This window comes from Streptomyces sp. NPDC058284 (assembly GCF_042881135.1).
In the GTDB taxonomy this organism is placed as follows: Bacteria; Actinomycetota; Actinomycetes; order Streptomycetales; family Streptomycetaceae; genus Streptomyces.
In genome coordinates, this window is record NZ_JBHVYE010000014.1 from 56,597 (window position 1) to 74,488 (window position 17,892).

Annotated in this window: 16 protein-coding genes and 1 pseudogene; 14 read left to right on the plus strand and 3 right to left on the minus strand. The window is 68.5% G+C overall.

Annotation, left to right across the window (positions count from 1 at the left end):
* Window positions 1–18 precede the first annotated feature (18 nt).
* The 10 genes and pseudogenes from ACFVYR_RS20425 to ACFVYR_RS20470 all read left to right on the plus strand — a co-directional run bounded on the left by ACFVYR_RS20425 (window position 19) and on the right by ACFVYR_RS20470 (window position 8,336).
* The gene (locus ACFVYR_RS20425; RefSeq protein ID WP_384250911.1) at window positions 19–723 is read left to right on the plus strand and encodes a hypothetical protein; all 705 of its coding nucleotides are present in this window, start codon (window positions 19–21) and stop codon (window positions 721–723) included.
* Complete coding sequence (locus tag ACFVYR_RS20430) at window positions 720–1,658, plus strand: hypothetical protein (protein ID WP_384250913.1); 939 nt, start codon at window positions 720–722, stop codon at window positions 1,656–1,658. Before ACFVYR_RS20425 ends, ACFVYR_RS20430 begins: the two co-directional genes overlap by 4 nt.
* A 488-nt stretch (window positions 1,659–2,146) precedes the next feature.
* A complete protein-coding gene (locus tag ACFVYR_RS20435; RefSeq protein WP_384250916.1) occupies window positions 2,147–2,521 on the plus strand; it encodes a tyrosine-type recombinase/integrase in 375 nt (124 codons plus the stop codon).
* On the plus strand, window positions 2,521–2,847 hold the full coding sequence (locus ACFVYR_RS20440) for a helix-turn-helix domain-containing protein (RefSeq protein WP_384250918.1): 327 nt from the start codon (window positions 2,521–2,523) through the stop codon (window positions 2,845–2,847). Before ACFVYR_RS20435 ends, ACFVYR_RS20440 begins: the two co-directional genes overlap by 1 nt.
* A gap of 568 nt (window positions 2,848–3,415) precedes the next feature.
* Window positions 3,416–3,727 (plus strand): hypothetical protein, encoded by a 312-nt coding sequence (locus ACFVYR_RS20445; RefSeq protein WP_384250920.1) that lies wholly within the window; start codon window positions 3,416–3,418, stop codon window positions 3,725–3,727.
* A gap of 96 nt (window positions 3,728–3,823) precedes the next feature.
* Window positions 3,824–4,306 carry a hypothetical protein gene (locus tag ACFVYR_RS20450; protein WP_384250923.1) on the plus strand — a complete coding sequence of 161 codons (483 nt, stop codon included), beginning with the start codon at window positions 3,824–3,826 and terminating at the stop codon, window positions 4,304–4,306.
* 401 nt (window positions 4,307–4,707) lie between these two features.
* A pseudogene (locus ACFVYR_RS20455) lies at window positions 4,708–5,082 on the plus strand (ATP-binding protein); the annotation flags it as partial.
* Between the two features lie 914 nt (window positions 5,083–5,996).
* Window positions 5,997–6,563, plus strand: a complete 567-nt coding sequence (locus tag ACFVYR_RS20460) for a hypothetical protein (RefSeq protein WP_384250925.1) — start codon at window positions 5,997–5,999, stop codon at window positions 6,561–6,563.
* A 7-nt stretch (window positions 6,564–6,570) separates the two neighbouring features.
* Window positions 6,571–7,863, plus strand: a complete 1,293-nt coding sequence (locus ACFVYR_RS20465) for an MAB_1171c family putative transporter (RefSeq protein ID WP_384250928.1) — start codon at window positions 6,571–6,573, stop codon at window positions 7,861–7,863.
* Between the two features lie 23 nt (window positions 7,864–7,886).
* Complete coding sequence (locus tag ACFVYR_RS20470) at window positions 7,887–8,336, plus strand: NUDIX domain-containing protein (protein WP_384250931.1); 450 nt, start codon at window positions 7,887–7,889, stop codon at window positions 8,334–8,336.
* A 25-nt stretch (window positions 8,337–8,361) separates the two neighbouring features.
* Here the strand turns inward: ACFVYR_RS20470 and ACFVYR_RS20475 are convergent, their stop codons facing one another.
* The 3 genes from ACFVYR_RS20475 to ACFVYR_RS20485 all read right to left on the minus strand — a co-directional run bounded on the left by ACFVYR_RS20475 (window position 8,362) and on the right by ACFVYR_RS20485 (window position 11,598).
* A complete protein-coding gene (locus ACFVYR_RS20475; protein WP_384250934.1) occupies window positions 8,362–9,234 on the minus strand; it encodes a helix-turn-helix domain-containing protein in 873 nt (290 codons plus the stop codon).
* Window positions 9,235–9,694: 460 nt separating this feature from the next.
* Entirely contained in the window at window positions 9,695–10,363 is a 669-nt protein-coding gene (locus ACFVYR_RS20480) for a response regulator (RefSeq protein ID WP_384250937.1), read from the minus strand.
* Window positions 10,327–11,598 carry a sensor histidine kinase gene (locus ACFVYR_RS20485; protein WP_384251246.1) on the minus strand — a complete coding sequence of 424 codons (1,272 nt, stop codon included), beginning with the start codon at window positions 11,596–11,598 and terminating at the stop codon, window positions 10,327–10,329. Before ACFVYR_RS20485 ends, ACFVYR_RS20480 begins: the two co-directional genes overlap by 37 nt.
* Before the next feature lie 322 nt (window positions 11,599–11,920).
* Between ACFVYR_RS20485 and ACFVYR_RS20490 the strand changes: the two genes are divergently transcribed.
* The 4 genes from ACFVYR_RS20490 to ACFVYR_RS20505 all read left to right on the plus strand — a co-directional run bounded on the left by ACFVYR_RS20490 (window position 11,921) and on the right by ACFVYR_RS20505 (window position 17,803).
* Window positions 11,921–13,768, plus strand: a complete 1,848-nt coding sequence (locus ACFVYR_RS20490) for a BTAD domain-containing putative transcriptional regulator (RefSeq protein WP_384250940.1) — start codon at window positions 11,921–11,923, stop codon at window positions 13,766–13,768.
* 171 nt (window positions 13,769–13,939) lie between these two features.
* Window positions 13,940–14,455 (plus strand): DedA family protein, encoded by a 516-nt coding sequence (locus ACFVYR_RS20495; RefSeq protein ID WP_384250943.1) that lies wholly within the window; start codon window positions 13,940–13,942, stop codon window positions 14,453–14,455.
* A 154-nt stretch (window positions 14,456–14,609) separates the two neighbouring features.
* Entirely contained in the window at window positions 14,610–15,347 is a 738-nt protein-coding gene (locus ACFVYR_RS20500) for an ABC transporter ATP-binding protein (RefSeq protein ID WP_384250946.1), read from the plus strand.
* Window positions 15,341–17,803: an FtsX-like permease family protein gene (locus tag ACFVYR_RS20505; RefSeq protein WP_384250949.1), complete on the plus strand. Its 2,463-nt coding sequence runs from the start codon at window positions 15,341–15,343 to the stop codon at window positions 17,801–17,803. The genes ACFVYR_RS20500 and ACFVYR_RS20505 overlap by 7 nt, the downstream gene beginning before the upstream one ends.
* The last annotated feature ends 89 nt before the right edge of the window (window positions 17,804–17,892 follow it).

Sequence of the window (17,892 nt, forward strand, 5' to 3'; positions counted from 1 at the left end):
GCCACTGCCCCTGGACACGTGACCACCCTTGCCGCAGCAGGCCCAGGAGCCAGGGATGTTCCCGACCTCTGGTTCGAACTGCCCCCCGGCTTCCGACAGTTCGACCTGGCAGAAGACCCCGGCGAGCGCGCACTGCGGATGGCCGCGGCGGTCGACCCGCTCTTCGCCGGTGCCGCCACGCCCCTGCAGAAGTTCAGCCTCGTCATCTCCGGTGAGTACGCACTGCAGACCGCTATAGCGGCGGGCGCCGAGCACGTGTCGGCCTGCCTCCTGCGCATGCCCGACGGCGAACTGTCCCAGGGCACACTGTCCGTACTCATCGAAAGAGCGGACGTCGGCCCGCAGGAGCAGGACAGGCAGGGCTCGGCCAAGCGCACGGCCTTGCAATGGCGCGAACAGTACCCGGACGCCGAGGTCGCCCTGATCATGCTGCCGTACGGCCCATCCGCTCTCTGCATCCGCGACCAAGAGCTGCAACTGCCCGGAGTACTGTTCGGACTCGACGACCTCACCCCCACGACGATCCGGCATGTCCAGTTCTGCGTGCCGCTGAGTACCGGCCCTGGCTCGGCATTGTTCCTCTTCATGACCGAAGACAGAGAGCACTGGAACGAGTACCTCGATCTGCTCAGCGGCATCATGAAGTCGGTCTCGACGGAGGAACCCACCGACAGTGGATCGGCCGACAAGGAGCCATCGACCGAGAAGGACATCGAGGCGTGAGTGCCGAGAAACAGCGCACGCAGCACACGAAGGGAGAGCCGGCGATGCGTTCCCGAGCCCTCTCAGCGATCGCCGTGGCTTGTTACGTACTCGCCGTGCTCGTCGGGATGTACCTCGTTGCTGGGGACTTCGGCCTCGGAATCCAGGTCCCGCTGTGGATCGCGCACGGCGCGCTTCTCATCTGGTTGATCCGTAGGCTGGGTGCCGGAGGCGAGGCAAGTACGTATGCGGCGCTGTTCATCGTGGGCACCTCCGTGATGTCTGTGGGGGTCGCGGGTATGGCCCGTGAGGACATCACCCTCCAGCAGCGGGGCGTTGAGGTCACGGCGACGATCACGAAGGAGCGGCGCGACCCGGGTCAAGGACGCAAGAACCGCGATTACCACTACACGCTGCAGCGCCAGGACGGCTCCCGGGTACCCGGGCCCGAGATGACGACAGCATCCGACCTCTACAAAGTCGGCCAGACCGTCGCTGTCATCGAGGACCCCGAGGGCGAGCTCGCCCCGCAGGCCCCGGGCCAGGCCGATGCCACCGGCGAACTCCTCGGAGCGTCCGCATTCGCCCTAGCCGCACTCGGCTCCGTCGGGTGGATGACCTGGCGGGGCCCGGCGACGGCCAAGCGCAGGGATTCCGAAGGGCCCTCCACCGGTGTACGGAAGACATACAAGTCCATCACCCGTGACGCCACCCCACAACAGGAACAGGAACAGGAACAGGAACAGGAACAGGAGCAGCGACTCCGTGAGGCACTGAGCACCTATCCCGCCGATCGCCGCGGATACATCAAGGTGCACCCCGAGGACTACCCCGGCCTCTCGCATCACCGGGCCGCTCGTATCGCCTGGGAAGTGGGCCTGCGTGCGGAGGCCTCAGGAAACCGGGGATCGTGGCGCTTCGGGGAGACAGTGGTCGAGGAAGTGCCGCGCGATTAGCTTCCGGCAAGGTAGCCGTGAAGCCGCCACACCGGCACCCTGTCGGCCAGTGCCTCCAACTGGCCGATCAGGTCCTGCTGTGCGGGTGCGGCAGTGGCTGTCGGCCCAGCCACCTCGCCGTCTCCAAGCCCACCTGCACCGACGCCGGGTACCGCCGTACACATGCAGGAGTGCGAGGCCGAGGCTCCGAAGCGGGCCTTCACCCGGGACGAGTTACAGGCGTTCTTCGACCACGCCGACGACGAGGTGAGCCGGGTCCACGGACGCGGCCGAAAGGGCTGGTTGCCTGCTTTCCGCGACGCAATGCTCTTCAAGACTGCGTACGCCTACGGGCTGCGGCGCAACGAGACGCGCATGCTGGACACGGCTGACTTCGGCCGCAACCCCGAGGGGGCGGAGTTCGGCGAGTACGGCGTCTGCTACGTCCGCCACGGCAAGGCGAAGAAGGGCTCACCTCCGAAGCGCCGCAGCGTGCTTACCGTGTGGGAGTGGTCGGCGAGATCCTCGATCAGTGGATCAGTGAGGTGCGGCCTGCAATGCGGCACGCGGACGGACCCGCCCTCTGGCAGTCCGAACGCGGTCGACGGGTTGGACTGCAACGTCTGGACTCCCGCTTCGCCACCTACCGCGACGACCTCGGCCTGGACCCGGTCCTGGATTTCCACTCGCTGCGAAGGTCGTACGTCACCCACCTGATCGAGGATGGCTGGGACGCGCTGTTTGTCCAGCAGCAAGTCGGCCATGACCACGCCTCCACCACCTCCATTTACACCTGTGTGTCCTCCGACTTCCGCACCCGCACCCTGCGTCGAGCTCTGGACGCCACTGTCGAGGCCGCACTCAAGCCCGCGAGGAGGGCCTGATGAAACGCCAGGTCAGCTACCAGTGGCGATTGCGCGAGAAGATGGCCGCCGTCGGGATGTTCACCACCAGCGAGCTCGCACCACCGCTCGCCGAACGCGGCATCAACCTCTCCCTCTCCCAAGTCCACCGCCTGGTCACCGGCACTCCTGAGCGGCTGTCCCTGCCGGTGCTGGCCGCGCTCTGCAACATCTTCGACTGCACCCCAACCGATCTGATCGCCACCAAGGCGGAGAACACCGCCGTCCGCATGGTCGCCACCGGCGACGCAGTCGTCGACCTGTCGGCCGTCCGGCCCAAACGCGCCCGCATCCGGCCCGAAGGATGAGCCGCACCCGCATCCGCGCCGAGGACCTGTTCTGCGCACGATGCCGCCGAGCGGTGCGACTTGGGGCAAACCACTGGCCCGAGGGCTACCTCTGCGGACGCTGCTTCGGCCGTGCCCTGGAGACCTACGGAACCTGCACCGGCTGCGGCGTCGATCGGCTCACCCCGGGCCTCGCACCGGACGGCGGCAAGCTCTGCACCGCAAGCGCCGGCGGCCTGGGCAACTTCACCTGCGAATACTGCGGCCAGGAAGCACGACGCTACCGCCGCGGGGTCTGCGGCCGATGCGTCCTGGCCGAGCGCCTTCGAGAACTCTTCGACGACGGCACCGGCCGCATCCGGCCCGAACTCCTCCCTCTATTCGACACGCTCCGGCAGATGAAACGCCCCTGGGGCGGTCTGACCTGGGCCAAGCAGCCCCACGTCCAGCACAACCTGCAAGCCCTGGCCCTCGGCCAAGTCGCCCTCACCCACGAGGGGCTGAGCCAACTCGCGCCCTGGAGGTCGGTTGCCTACCTACGTGACCTGCTCATCCAGTGCGGCGTCCTGCCGCCGGCCGACCGGCACCTGTGCTGTTCCAGCGATGGCTCGACGAGAAACTGTCGGCCGTCAGCGAGCCCGAGCACCGCAAGCTGTTGGAGCTCTTCGCCACGTGGCACCTTCAGCGCCGTCTTCGCGCCCTGGCCTGCCGCGGCCCGCTCACCAGCAGCCAGACCCGGCAGGCCCGCAATGAATTCGACCTCGCGATCGCCTTCCTCAACTACCTCACCCAGCGCGGACGCGTACTCGCCGACTGCACCCAGGCCGATGTCGACACCTGGTACGCAGGCGGCTACACCGCCCGGAGCCTCACCCATTCCTTCCTCCGCTGGGCCATGTAGTCCAAGCGCACCCGGAACGTCGCCATCCCGCACCGCTCGACTGCGAATCCCGCGCCGATCACCCAGCACCGACGGCTCGCGCTGTTGCGACAACTCGTGGACGGCGACGACATCCCACTTCAGGACCGCGTGGCCGCCGTCCTTGTCCTTCTCTACGCCCAGCCGCTTACGCGGATCGCCAGGCTCAGCAGGGACGACGTCCACCACGAGGACGGCACAGTTCTCGTCCGTCTCGGCGATCCACCTTCGCCTGTTCCCGCTCCGTTCGACGGGATGCTGCTGGACTACCTGGACCAGCGGCCGAACACCAAAACCGCGACCAACCCCGACGCCCGATGGCTCTTCCCCGGCCGCCGGGCCGGACAACCCATGACCCCGGAAGCCATGGCGCCTCGGCTCCGTCAACTGGGCTTCCCGACCCGGCCAGGACGCACAGCGGCGATCCGTCAGCTCGTCCTCCAGGCCCCTGCTCCGGTGATCGCCCGGATGCTTGGCTACAACGACGACCACACCACCCGGATCGCCGAAGAAGCCGGAGGAACGTGGCGTCGCTACGCCCCGGGTGACCACTCAAGGTGACCACGAGCCGCCAGAACCCGAGGAATACGCGACTCCCGGATACGCGAGGGCGCCAGTGCGACGCCCCAGGTACGGAGCTCACGACTCGGTTTCCATCGCCCGCAGTCTGGCCTCGGCATCGGCGACATATCACATCGGGCATCCCACCGTGCTCGACCAGCGTCGCAGACTGCTCGAACAAGAAGGCGTGCTGTTCCAGGCCCCCTCGATGACTGGGTGGCCCGTATCTGGCCAGACACCGAACTGCCGCCGGTCATGGGCTCGATAGAGGCGAGTACCCCCGCAGCCGTCATGAGTCGCTGACCCTGCGGCGGGATGGACCCCCGCGCCGCTGACCCCGCCAGAGTTCCAAGCACTGCTCAACGTCTCTCACAGAGTGGTCGGCCGCTCGGGGCTGCGGCTCGCTGGGCGTACCTACGACTCCCCTGCACTTGCCGGTGCTCTACGTGCGGCTCCCGCCCGCCGCCTCACCGCGCCAGTTCCTCGTCGAACTGGCCCGCTCCCTCAGCGCTCCGTTGCACGGCTCGCCCACGACCGCCGACCTGGTGGCCCGGGTAAGCGATGCAACGGCAGCCGCCCGGACCGGCCTCGTACTCATCGACGAGGTCCACCGCCTCCGCACGGGCCAGTTCGGCACGGCAGTGTCCGACGTCCTGGACTACCCCTGCAACAAGATCCCGGCGACGTTCACCTCCGCCGACATCAGCAGCCCCACCTCCCTCGCCCCGGCCCTGACGCCGCCGGCTGCTTCCGATACACCTGGACGTCCTGTTTGACGGCAATGGTTGGCGGGTGGTCATCGCCGGTACCGAGCGCGCACGAGCCGGGCGACCTGACCGCCCAAGCCGGTTGCCTCCACCAGCGCACCGGCGGCTAGCCGTGCTCCGCGAGTCCGTATTCCGCCAGTTCCCCGCAGCACTCGACGACGGGCACGTTGGTGATGCCGATAACGCGGTCGTCGAACTTGGGCGGCGCAGTCTTCTGCCCGGTGCCTGTCGGCAGGGGTGTCCCTCGCGGACACTTCGGCGCGGAGTGTCACACTCCCGCGCCGTACCTGCCGGGGACCCGGCGCGCCCGCGCACCGCTCAACCTTGAAGACCCGAGAGCGCAGCGACAGAACATTTCGAACGCGCCATCGATAGAGGTGGATTTTCGCCAAACTTGTTGCCAAGGTGCGCGCTGGCGTTCAGACAGTGATTGGGTCGGCTGCGATCACCTAGTTAACCGCCCATGAGATTCGCGACCAGCGGCCGGCCACCAGTGGAGGTGAAGTGCTAGTGCCTCACGAGCACATCTCGCACCATTGCATTTCTCATGATCGGCATGGGGGACTACAGATATGTCATTATCGGACGACGGGAAGCGTCACCCGGAAGAACTCAAAGCGTCACCCTTTCTATCCATCAACCATCGCGAGGGTGTCCATTGGGTTAACTTCTGGAAGACACCGAAACCTTGCTATGGTGCCACCTGGTGCCACATTGGGCTTTGCCGCACATTTCTCGCTATTAGCGTGGCTGCCACCTTCCATGGTTCCCTTTGGGGGCTCTTTGAAGACGTTCGTTTCGCTGCCGCTGACCGCTGTCTGGACGGGCTACTGGCTGCACGCTCTGTTTCCTTTCGGGCATGAGGCCGAGGGGAGACCTGAGTAATGAAGCGAACAAGGGGGAGATATCCCGGCTTAGACCTCATGAACGGCGCGTTCGACCAGTTGCGAGCCCGGCGCAAACGGCGCCTTCTGCGGCATGAGACCGAGCGTCTGGTGGCCTCTATGCCGATCCCGAGGCCCTTCAATCTCGATCGGTTTGTTGCGAATATCGAGCAGGCCCGTGGTCGGCGCATCGTCCTGAAGCCGATGCCGGTCCACCTCGCTAACCTCACCGGCTTCTGCGGCCTCTGGATCAAGCACGACACCCGGCCGCTCGATCTGATCCTTCATCTCCAGGGCGGTTCGCCCTCGCACGAGCGCCAGATCAAAGTGCACGAGCTCGTCCACGTCTGGGCAGAGGATGCTATCGGCGTCGTCGGCACCGACGAGGCCCTGCGAAACCTCACACCGGCGCGAGTCGAGCAACTGGTAGCCGCTGGCCAAGCCGCCGGACGGCGCCGCTACGACACCGCGATCGAGAAGCGCACCGAGGACGCGGCCGCCCTCATCAGTCAGCGAGCCATCAACTCCAACCTCATCGAGGACTCCGTAGCCCGACGCCTCGCCGAAGACTTCGCCTTCCCGTTCAGCAGCGATACCCCCCTGTAAGGAAGCCATGACCGTGACCGATGCTTTCGCCTACGCGATCGCAGGCCTTCTCCTCATCCAGGCCCTCCTGAGAGCCAAGTCCGCCTGGAGCGGGCGCCGTCGCGAGCGCTCACTGTGGGGTGCATTCGCCGCGCTTGTGGTGAGTTGGTTGTGCCGGACATCGACGGCCAACGATCTCCTGGACTCGACAGGCGTCCTCGATCTCGGCTTCCTGGTCAAGCACGCCACGGCGATCGTCGGGATCTGTGTGCTGCTGCGCTATGTCACTGCGGTCTACGCGGACGCCGACCGTGCCGTAGGTGTGCGGCGTAGCGCGCGCATATCCGCCGTCGTCCACCGGATCGCCACGCGCGCCTCGGTCGGCACGATCGCCGTCATGGCGGCCACCTTCATCTTCCTGCTGAACCCGCCGGACACCAGTACCCTGTTCTTCCTGGAGCGCCACGAGGGAGATCTGGGTCTGCCGATCTACATGGGTTTGTTCTATCTCTACATGGGTGCAGCCGCCGCGGTCTGCGCCGTCCAGTGGGGCGGCGCTGCCCGAGTGACCCCTGTTCGGTCGGTCCGTATCGGTATGCTCCTCATGTCCTGTGCGATGGTCCTGGCTGTGCTGTACGTGCTGCTGCGCACCGCCTTCGTCGTGGCGATCACTGTCACGACGGTGTCTGACGGCACCAGCCAGGCCCAGGAGACACTCACTGACTCCCTGCTCTACCTGTTCTCGCTACTCTGGGGAATCGGCGCCATCGCACCCGTCAGCCGAGCGGGCTCCGAGCGGTACCGGGCGGCTCGCAGCCTCCTCTCGCTGCACTGGCTTTGGAGGGAGTTGGCGATGGCCGCACCTGACGTCGTCCGCTACAGGCCAAGCCAGTTGTTCGCGCGTCTGTCGTTCGTCGGCCAGGCCCTCGATACCTTCCGCGACGTGTTCGCGAGCCCTGACGCTTCCTTGCTCGTGCGTGTCAACCGTTACACGGTCGACATCCGTGACGCGATCTTCGAACTGCAGCGACGAGCCCCAACAGACCTTGCCGAGCGCGCCCGCAACCATGCGCAGAGCATGCCGAATGACCTCCAGGACACTGAGATCCAGGCTGAGGCACTGTGGATCCGCGCTGCCCTGCTGTGCGGGGGCCCTGCGACTCCCAGCAAGCCAGCCGCTCCGGCACCGTATCCCTTCGACCCTGGCACCGACCCACGGCACGAAGTGCCACACTTGCGGGCTGTGGCAGCCGCGTACAGCCGCATCCGCAACTCCGAAGCCCGCGCTCTGCTGGCGACGACCACTGCCAACTTTGCTTGATCTCCAGACGCAAGGAGCCACTGGTGAACGCCAGCCCCGCTCAACCGACCATGTCGGCTGCGGCCGTCCTGACCAATGGCGATGGCGAGTACCTCATCGTCAAGCCCGGATATAAGAACGGCTGGAACCTGCCAGGCGGCGGAGTCGACGAGGGAGAGACGCCCAGACAGGCATGTACGCGTGAGCTCAAGGAGGAACTGGGCATCGACCAGACGCCCGGGCGCCTCCTGCTCTCCGCCTACGTGCACACTGCGGACGGTGCGCACATCTACTGGGTGTTTGACGGCGGAACGCTCACCACCGAGCAGCAGGAAGCGATTGTGCTGCAGCAAAGCGAGCTCACAGCATTCCGCTTCAGTGCACCCGGCGAGATCTCTCCGGACGAGATCCCGCCGTCACGCAGGCCCCTGTGGAACGCGGCGCTCGGCGCGCTCACGGACGGCAGTACAGCCCACCTTGAGGTGATGGGCTAGGAGATGCCGACGGTGGGGGCGACTGCTAAGGCACGTCATCCGCATCGGAGCCGAGGATCTCCGCCATGGTGTCGCTGATGAAGTCCCGGAGCTGATCCCGCGCTTCCTGTGAAATCTCCCTCTCTCCGCCGCGCGCGGCCATGACCGTGAACTGGCTGCGCACGGCGCGCGCCGAGACGACCAAGCGGTCGATCTCCGGATCGCTGCTACGGAAGAACACCGGGGGGACATCGAAAGCCAAAGCCAGGGCATCGAGAACGTCATCCGGGGCAGTCGGCAGCGTACCCACACGCAAGTCCCTGACCAGGTCCTCCGTCAGGAGAGACCGGCCACTCTTACGGTTGCCGGACGAAGCGAGATCCGCGTCCGAGGGCACAGCCCCATCGTGGATCTCCGTCTGCAGGTACTTGATTTTCTCGGCAACAGTGTTGACGACCTGTGTCGACGACGTCTTCTTCACCGGCTTCACGGCCGGTACGTCGTGGCCGAACGATCGCCTCTGTGCGGCCAGCAGTTCTGCGCGGGTGACGTTGTAGGCCGCTGCCAGCGCCGTCACCGCCTCATCGGACAGTGCTCGCTTTCCCTGTTCGGCTGCGCGGATCGGCATCGGCGACGCGGTGTTGGTGTAGCGCGTGGTGTCCGACTGTCTCATGCCGGCGTCGCAGCGCAGATCGGCGAGGTTGGGTGGCTCCAGCCGCGGGAAGAGCTCGTCGAGTTCGGCCCCGACCATTGCAGCGATCGCCGGCAAGCGCTCCTGCGGCGGCGTGGCCAGCTGGTTCTCCCAGCGGTAGACGGCGTTCGTCTTGACGTTCAAGCCTGCGGCCAGATCGGCCTGCGACAGGCGCTTGACCACACGGCAATCGCGCAGCTTGCTGCCGTCGAAGACGCGGTCGGGCACAGGTACTCCACAGAGTTGGCGGGCGAGACACTCTAGCCACTTGATCGGATCGTTAGAAGGCGATAGTTTCACCTTTCAGTGATTGGCGGGGAGGCCGATCTACGGCTCAACTCCCCGTTTCATGCACTGTAGAGCGACCCGTTTCCCGCGGGGAAGCGGGTCGGACTCGGCCACTGAGGTTCCCGAGGTCATGTGATGGCCGTCGACATCCGCAGTCCCGATGGTTTTGTCGACGGCACCAGCGTCGCCGCTCCATGCGCATCTACGTGCCCGACGAGACACATGTGGGAGACATCACCAGCACCGTTAGGAAGAGGTCGTCTCAACCATGGCCAGGACCGCATCAGGGACTCCACAAACGTCAGTACAGCTCAATCAACGGGGGGGTCGTATTTGGAGATCGAAAGGAGCTCGGGCCTGTCTCACAGCCCGCACGGACGCCCGGGTAACCCCCCACCGGTCAGGCCCGCAGGTACGTGAGGACGGCCAGCACCCTGCGGTGGGTCTCGTCCGCCGGAGGCAGGTCCAACTTCGTGAGGATGCTGCTGATGTGCTTGCCGATCGCGGCCTCGGAAACCACCAGCTCCTTTGCGATCGCGCCGTTGGACTTGCCCTCCGCGATCAGCGTCAGTACCTCGCGCTCCCGCGGCGTGAGCCGCTTCAGCGGATCGCGGCGGCGGCGCAACAGCTGGCGCACCACCTCGGGATCGACCACCGTCCCGCCGTCCGCGACCTCGCGCAGTGCATCGACGAACTCCTCGACCTGGCCGACGCGGTCCTTCAACAGGTAGCCAACCCCCGAGCCGTCACCGGAGTCCAAGAGCTCGGAGGCGTACGTCCGTTGCACGTACTGACTGAGGACCAGGACCGGCAGCGTGGGCCGCTGCTCGCGCAGACGCACGGCCGCGTGCAGCCCCTCGTCCTGGAAACCAGGCGGCATGCGCACGTCCGTCACCACGATGTCGGGCGCGTGCTCCTCGACCGCAGCCACCAGCGCCTCCGCGTCCCCGACGGCCGCCACGACCTCGTGACCGCAGCGGCTGAGCAGGCCGATGAGCCCTTCCCGCAGCAGCACGCTGTCCTCGGCCAGTACTACGCGGAGCGATCGGCTGCCTTGGTCAACTCGCAAGGAACCTCCACATGCAACAGGGTCGGTCCGCCCAGCGGACTGGACAGGGCAAGTCTGCCATCGAGAACGGAGACCCGGTCCGCGAGACCGGTGAGTCCGCTGCCGGCTGAAGTGTCCGCACCGCCCCGGCCGTCGTCGCGCACCTGGAGGAACAGGCGGCCGTCGCGGTGACCGCCGCTCACCTGCGCGCGATCGGCCCCGCTGTGCTTGGCGACGTTGGCGAGCGCTTCGCAGACCACGAAGTACGCCGCGGACTCGACCGCCTGGGGCAGTCGGCCCGGCAGTTCGAGGTCGACGTCGACGGGGACCACGGAGCGGTCCGCAGCGTCGGCGACCGCGGCCTGCAGGCCGTAGTCCGCGAGGACCTTTGGGTGGATGCCGTGGATGAGCTCGCGCAGCTCCGCGAGTGCCTTGCCCGCCTCCTCGTGGGCCTTGGCGAGCTGGTCGGCGAGCGGGCCGGGTGGTGCGTCCAGCCGGGCCAGGCCGAGGGCCATCGTCAGGGCCACCAGTCGCTGTTGGGCGCCGTCGTGCAGATCGCGCTCGATGCGGCGCCGCTCCGCCTCGAAGGCGTCCACCAACCGGATGCGGGAGCTGGCCAGTTCGACCACCTTGGCGCCGAGTTCGCCCTCGCGGGAGGCGATCAGCAGTCGGGTCAGCTCGGCGCGGGCGCCCGCCGCGACACCGAGCACGTAGCAGCACAGGCCCATGAGGAGCAGGCCCAGCACGGCGACGCCGAACGCGGTCGGCCAAGTGGTGACCGACCACTGCTTGAGCACCTTCGCCTCGTGGCCGTCGCCAACCGTGGCCATCTGCAACGGGGTGGCGACCATGGACAGCGGGAAGAGCAGGGCAACCGTGATCGCCAGGGCGTCGACCGGCCACAGCAGCCCGCCGAACAGCAGCGCGTACCCGAGTTCCCGCCAGGTCGCCTGCTCGCGCAACCGGGTGGTCAGCCAGGTCCACAGTCCCGGCGCGGCCGGCTCGTGGTGCTGGCCGGACGCCGGATCGTGGTCGATCAGGCGCAGCCTGCGCCGCTCCACCCAGGCCACCGGGATCCCGCTGAGGGCGACCACGAGGAGCAGCGGAAGCCCCACCACGACGATGGCGAGCGCCCCGCAGACCGCCGCCACCGTCACGATCACCACCAGGGCGGCGACCCCGGTCACCGCACCGGTGAGCAGGTACGCGACAGAGCGCCAGGGCCAGGCCGACAGCAGGAAGCCCGGCCGGGACATGGCCTGCCACACATTCCGAGGGTGCATGGGGATCACCGTAGGAGGGTGAACCCGTCCGGTGCCATCGGTCCAGGGCGTGGATCGGGGGTAGGGCCAGCCCCACCCCCGTACCGGACCAGGAGGTCACGGGCCCGGACAGCGGCCTCCCGGAGGTCACGAGGCGGAGACTGCAGGGACTTGCCACCGCCGGTTGCTGCCAACGAGAAGGCGCAATTCTGCCAATTTCTGGCGCAAGCAATGGCCGTAAGACCGACGCTCCGGCGTTCCGATCCAGCCGCGGCCGCCTTCGTGTGGCCACGGTTGAACAAAGTGGGGGATTTACATGGAATTCCAACTTCTCGGTCAGGTCGAGGCGAGAGACGGGGCGCGTCGCATCGCGCTGTCGGGCTCCAAGGTGCACACGGTTCTGGCCGTGCTGCTGCTCGCCCATGGTCGAGTGGTGAGTGACGGGAGGCTGAGCGAACTGCTGTGGGGGTGGGATCCGCCGGCCACGTGGAACGCTCAGATCTATACCTACATATCGAGGCTGCGAAAACTCCTTGGCCCCGGGGTTGACCTGGTCCGCAGCCAGCCCGGCTACCAACTGGTCGCCGACGGAGCGCACATTGACGTCGTCGAGTTCGAGCGGCTGGAGCAGCTCGGGCGCCAGGCGCTGGAGGAGCGGCGGTTCATCCAGGCCGCCGAAACGCTTCGGCAGGCACTCGACCTGTGGCAGGGTCCGGCGCTGGCCAATGTCACGCCGCACCTCGCGGAGGTGGAGTTGCCGCAGCTGGACGAGGCCCGGATGAGCGCTCTGGAACACCGGATCGAGGCGGACCTCGCGCTCGGCCGGCACGGGCGACTGATCTCCGAACTCACCCGGCTTGTCAGCGAGTTCCCGGTGCGCGAGCGGCTGCGCGCGCAGCTGATGGCCGCGCTGTACCGGTGCGGGCGGCAGACCGAAGCGCTGCGCGCCTATCACGAGGGGCGCGAGGTGCTCGCGGAGGAGCTGGGCGTGGACCCGGGGCCTGACCTCACCGCCACCTACCAGTCATTACTGAGCGGGGGGTTGGGCACCCTCCCGCAGCCCGCACCGAGCCTGCCGCCCGGTACGCCGACGGTGACCGCTCCGCTTGTCATGATGCCGTCAGCGCCAGCCGACTTCGCAGGCAGGGAGCGGGAGTTCGACGAACTGTGCGGGTGGTTGACGCCGACGACAGCGAACCGGCGTGCCGCGTTCCAGCCCCGTCGACTGTTGATCACCGGAATGCCGGGGGTCGGCAAGACAGTGCTCACCCGACGGGTCGCTCACGCCGTGGCCGGAGAGTTCCCCGACGGCTTGCTGTATGCCCGGCTGCGTACCGACGACGGCAGCGTCGCGGACTGCGGCGAGGTCCTGGTCACGCTGCTGCGGGCGCTCGGCGAGACCTCTGAGGATGTGCTGGCGCCGAATGGCGAGCCCGCCCGGACGGACGATCTAGTTCACAGGTACCGGACCCGGACGGCAGGCCGGAAGCTGCTGATCCTGTTGGACGACGCAGCGAACGAGCTGCAGCTGGACCCGCTGCTGCCGGCCACAGCCGACGCCGCCGTCCTGGTGACGAGCCGCAACCGGCTCTCTGCGGTCCCCGGTTCGTGGACCGTGGCGTTGGACCCCATGAGGGCCGACGAGTCGCTGGACCTGCTCGCTGCGATCGCTGGGGGCGGCCGGATCGCCGCGGAACCCGAGGCAGCCCACGCCGTCGTCGAGGCCTGCGGACGGCTGCCGCTAGCGCTGCGGGCAGCCGCCGCCCGGCTCGCTGCTCGGCCGCACTGGCCGATGACACGGCTCGCGCGCCGCCTGGCCGATCCGGCCTCCCGCCTCGAGGAGTTGCGGGTGGGCCCGCTCGACGTACGGCGGACGCTGTCCGCGGCGTTACGGCAACGGCCGGTGTCGGATCTCGAGTTGATCCGCCTGCTCGCCGTGCGCGCGGGACGGGAGTTCACCGTGGTGGGGGCCGCGCTGCTTCTCAGGCTGCCCGAGGACGCGGCCGAGGAGTTCCTGGAACGGCTGGTCGAGGCGTCACTGCTGGAGGCACACGGCATCGACGCCACGGGGGCGCCCTGCTACCGCTTCCACCCGTTGCTCCGTCTCACCGCGGAGAGCCTGGAGGATTCTCCTGCGGACAGGGAGCTGTTGCGGGCGGGATGAGGCGCGTCGCTCTCCCGAGGCGTTGCCCCAGTGGCCGCAGCTCGGGGTGAGCTGGGCCGACGCCGTGGGGTAGGTCTGGCCCTACCTCAAGTCTCGTCCCTGCCGCACTGCGTCGTGAGGGGCTCTCGCGGTTTCGTGGAGGCATCACGGAGACGAGGGAGGCGGCGCCCGATGGCGGCTTGGCTGGCTGAGCAGGTGCTTGTGCACGGAAGCTTCGGCATCCTCACCGCGGTACTGCTGCTGCCCGCCCTGGAAGCGACGCTCCCAGTGATCGGCATGCTGATGCCCGGGCAGACCGCGGTGGTGCTGGGAGGGATGCTCGCCTGGCACGGCCACGTCACGGTCGAGGCGGCCCTGCTGACTGCGCTCACCGGTGCCGTGCTCGGCAACCTGGCCGGGTACGCCATCGGACGCCGCTGGCAGGGGCGGCTGATAGCCCGGATGACGACCCGCTCTCGCCACCGCCGGTGCACCGAGCGGGCGCTGAGGCTGATCGAACGCCGGGGCGGCAGCGCGGTGTTCGTGGGCCGCTTCACCGCCGTACTGCGCACTCTCGTACCGACCCTGTGCGGGGCGACCCGGATGCCGCTGCGCAGCTATCTGCTCTGGTCCGTGTTCAGCAGCGCCGTTTGGGCGCCAGCCTTCATCCTGATCGGCTACGTCATGGGCCCGGCCGGGCCCGGGTGACACCCGGGCCCATGCGACGGCAGGCACCTGCCCACCTGCCACACCTCCCGGGTACTCCGGCCGCCCCGAGATGGCCAGCACACGGCGCCGCTTCCCGAAGTTTCCGTCCCGCCCAGGCGCGCGGGAGGACCGACACCGACACGAGTGGGAACACATGACCAACGACGCGATCCAACTGCGTTCCGTAACCCGGCGGTACGGCTTGGGCGGCACGTCCGTCACCGCCCTCGACCAGGTATCGCTCGCTTTCCCGAGGGGGACGTTCACCGCCGTGATGGGCCCGTCCGGCTCCGGCAAGTCGACCCTGCTGCAGTGCGCCGCGGGCCTCGACCGGCCCACGTCGGGCTCGGTCACGGTCGGCGGGACGGAGTTGACCAAGCTGAGCGAGACCAAGCTGACCCTACTGCGCCGCGAACGCATCGGCTTCGTGTTCCAGGCATTCAACCTGCTGCCCTCGCTGACCGCCGAGCAGAACGTGGCCCTGCCTCTGCGGCTGGCCGGCCGCCGCCCCCCGAAGGCCCGGGTCCGCGAGGTGCTGGAGCAGGTCGGACTGGGCGAGCGGGCGCGGCACCGGCCGACGGAGATGTCCGGCGGCCAGCAGCAGCGGGTCGCCCTGGCCCGCGCCCTGATCACCCGTCCTGAGGTGCTCTTCGGCGACGAACCGACTGGCGCGCTCGACTCGCAGACCAGTCGCGAAGTGCTCACCCTGCTGCGTGGCATGGTGGATCGCGAGGGCCAGACGATCATCATGGTCACCCATGACCCGGTCGCCGCCTCCTACGCCGACCGCGTCGTCTTCCTCGTCGACGGCCGCGTCAACGGCGAGCTGATCGGCGCCGGTGCCGAGGACATCGCCGCGCGCATGACCAAGCTGGAGGCCGTGCCGTGCTGAGCACCGCCCTGCGCACCCTGCGCACCCGCTGGGTCACCTTCGTCGGCAGCTTCGTCGCTCTCTCGCTGGGCGTGGCGCTGATCGCCGTCATGGGGCTGGCCCTGGCGTCCTCACTGGATGCACCCGACCGCAAGCCCGAGCGGTTCGCCGCGGCACCGGTCGTCGTCAAGGGGATGGACACCCTGCGGGTGCCCACCTCGATCGGCGACCGTACCCAGAAGCTCGCGCAGCCGCGCGCCGTGCCCGCCGACGTGGTCGCGAAGCTGGAGGACCTCGGGACCGTCGTCGAGGACCGGTCGTTCGCCGTTCGGGCCCAGGGCGGCCCCGGCGATCTGGTGGGCCACCCCTGGTCCACCGCCGCCTTCGCGTCGTCGTACCGGCTCGACACGGGACGCGCGCCGAAGGCCGTGGACGAGGTCGTCGTCAGCGGCGACTGGGCCCGGCCGGGCACGCGGGTGCGGACCGACGTCGGCACCGTACGGGTCGTCGGCACCGTGGCCGGACTCGGCTTCGAGAACGCCGTCTTTTACACCGACGCCCGCGCCGCCCAGTTGGCGCCGCGCAGCGTCCAGCTCGTCGTCGACGCGGACGCGGCGGCCGTGCGCGAGGCGGTGCGTGGCAGCGACGGCGTTCAGGTCCTCACCAGCGACGCGCGCCGGTACGCCGACGCCGATCCCGACCGGGACAGCGAGGCCCTCACCGCGATGAACGCCATGTTCGGCACGGCCGGCGGTGTCACCGGGTTCGTGTCGGTGTTCGTGGTGGCGTCGACCTTCGCGTTCGCGGTCGCACAGCGCCGCCGCGAGTTCGGGCTGCTGCGCACGGCCGGGGCGACCCCGGGGCAAATTCGCCGCATGGTCGTCTCCGAGGCCCTCCTGATCGGTGTGCTCGCCTCAGCGGCCGGCTGCGTGCTCGGCTCCTACGGGGCGCCGAAGCTCGCCGAGTGGGCGGTTGACGAGGGCCTCGCGCCCCGCTGGTTCACCATCGGCGACTACACCTGGCCATACCACATGGCCTTCTGGACGGGCCTGCTCGTGGCGCTGTCCGGAGTGCTGGCCGCGTCCTGGCGGGCAGGGCTCACCGGCCCCACCGAGGCGCTGCGCGAGGCGGCCGTGGACACCCGGGCGATGACGTGGGGCCGCTGGCTGTTCGGCGCGGCCCTGCTGTTCACCGCCGCGGTAACGCTGGCCCTGGCTCTGGTAACGAACCCGAGCGAGTTGCTGCAGCGCAAGACCTATGTGAGCCGGCCGATGCTGTTGATCACCGCGGTGGCGCTGCTCGCGCCGGTGCTGGTGCGCCCGCTGACCCAGCTGATCGCCTGGCTGCCGGCCCAACTGCCCGGCGCTACTGGGATGCTGGTGCGGGAGAACGCTGCCGCCGGCGTTCGGCGCACCGCCGCTCTCGCGGCGCCCGTCCTGGTCACGGTCGCGCTGGCGGGATCGCTGCTGGGCGCCACCGCCACCCTCAACGAGGCGAAGGCCACCGAGGTCCGCAAGCAGACGGCCGCCGACTTCGTGGTCACCCCTGCGGGCGACGCGGGCTTCGACGACGCGACGCTGAAGAAGCTGCGTGCCGTGCCCAGCGCTGAGGTCTCCGCGACCTCGTCAACCGCCGTGTACGTCCTGGAGGAGGGCGTGGCGCTCATTAAGTCCGAGGCCCGCGCCGCCGCCGACCCCCGCCTGCTCACCGACACCACCCGACTGCCGCTCGCCGCCGGGAAGGTGAGCGACCTGGACGACGACTCGATCATCGTCAACGAGGAGTGGGAGCGGCACGCCGTGGGGCAGAGCGTGGACGTGTGGCTCGGCGACGGTACGCAGAAGTCCCTGAAGATCGCCGCGGTCATGACGATCGGCACCGGTAACAACGGCGTCTATGTCACGCCGCGCAACGCTCCGAACGCGCGCGTAGACCGGGTCGACGTACGCCTTGCGGACGGCGCCGAGGCGGCTGCTGTGGCCGCCGGACTGCGGGACGCGGTCCAGGCGTCGGGCGGGGAGGTGCTCACCAACAAGCAGTGGGCGCAGACGATGTACCCCGAGACCAACCGGACGACCCGGATGGGCTTCCTGCTGGTCCTCGGCATCGCCCTGCTGTACACCGGCATCTCGCTGGCCAACACCATGGTCATGGCGAACTCCGACCGGGTCCGCGACTTGGCCGTGCTGCGGTTGGCCGGGGCCACCAAGTGGCAGGTGTTGCGGCTGGTGGGTTCCGAGGCGCTGATGGTGGTCATGGTGGGTGGCGTGCTGGGAGCGCTGGCCGCCGGGCTCAACCTGATCGGCATGTGGAGCGCGCTGGGCCTGCTCTCGGTGCGGACGTCGATCGAGATCCCGTGGGCAACGCTCGGTGCGACCGTGGGCGCCTGCGCAGTGCTCGCCGTGGTCTCGGCGGTCGCCGCGGCCAGCCTCTCCCTGCGCCACAGGGCGGTGGAGCTGGCGGGCGTACAGGAGTGACCCACTGACCCGGCGCCGGGCGGTTCCTACCCCCGTCCCGTCCGGCGCCTCCCCTGCGTCGCACGGCAACCCCCGTGGCCCGCTGCGCA

Excerpts from the sequence above, each read along its gene's own strand:
- ACFVYR_RS20460 (WP_384250925.1), top strand. The coding sequence starts at position 5,997 with ATGAACGGCGCGTTCGACCAGTTGCGAGCCCGGCGCAAACGGCGCCTT.
- ACFVYR_RS20495 (WP_384250943.1), top strand. The coding sequence starts at position 13,940 with ATGGCGGCTTGGCTGGCTGAGCAGGTGCTTGTGCACGGAAGCTTCGGC.
- ACFVYR_RS20440 (WP_384250918.1), top strand. The coding sequence starts at position 2,521 with ATGAAACGCCAGGTCAGCTACCAGTGGCGATTGCGCGAGAAGATGGCC.
- ACFVYR_RS20465 (WP_384250928.1), top strand. The coding sequence starts at position 6,571 with ATGACCGTGACCGATGCTTTCGCCTACGCGATCGCAGGCCTTCTCCTC.
- ACFVYR_RS20490 (WP_384250940.1), top strand. The coding sequence starts at position 11,921 with ATGGAATTCCAACTTCTCGGTCAGGTCGAGGCGAGAGACGGGGCGCGT.
- ACFVYR_RS20485 (WP_384251246.1), bottom strand. The coding sequence starts at position 11,598 with ATGTCCCGGCCGGGCTTCCTGCTGTCGGCCTGGCCCTGGCGCTCTGTC.
- ACFVYR_RS20500 (WP_384250946.1), top strand. The coding sequence starts at position 14,610 with ATGACCAACGACGCGATCCAACTGCGTTCCGTAACCCGGCGGTACGGC.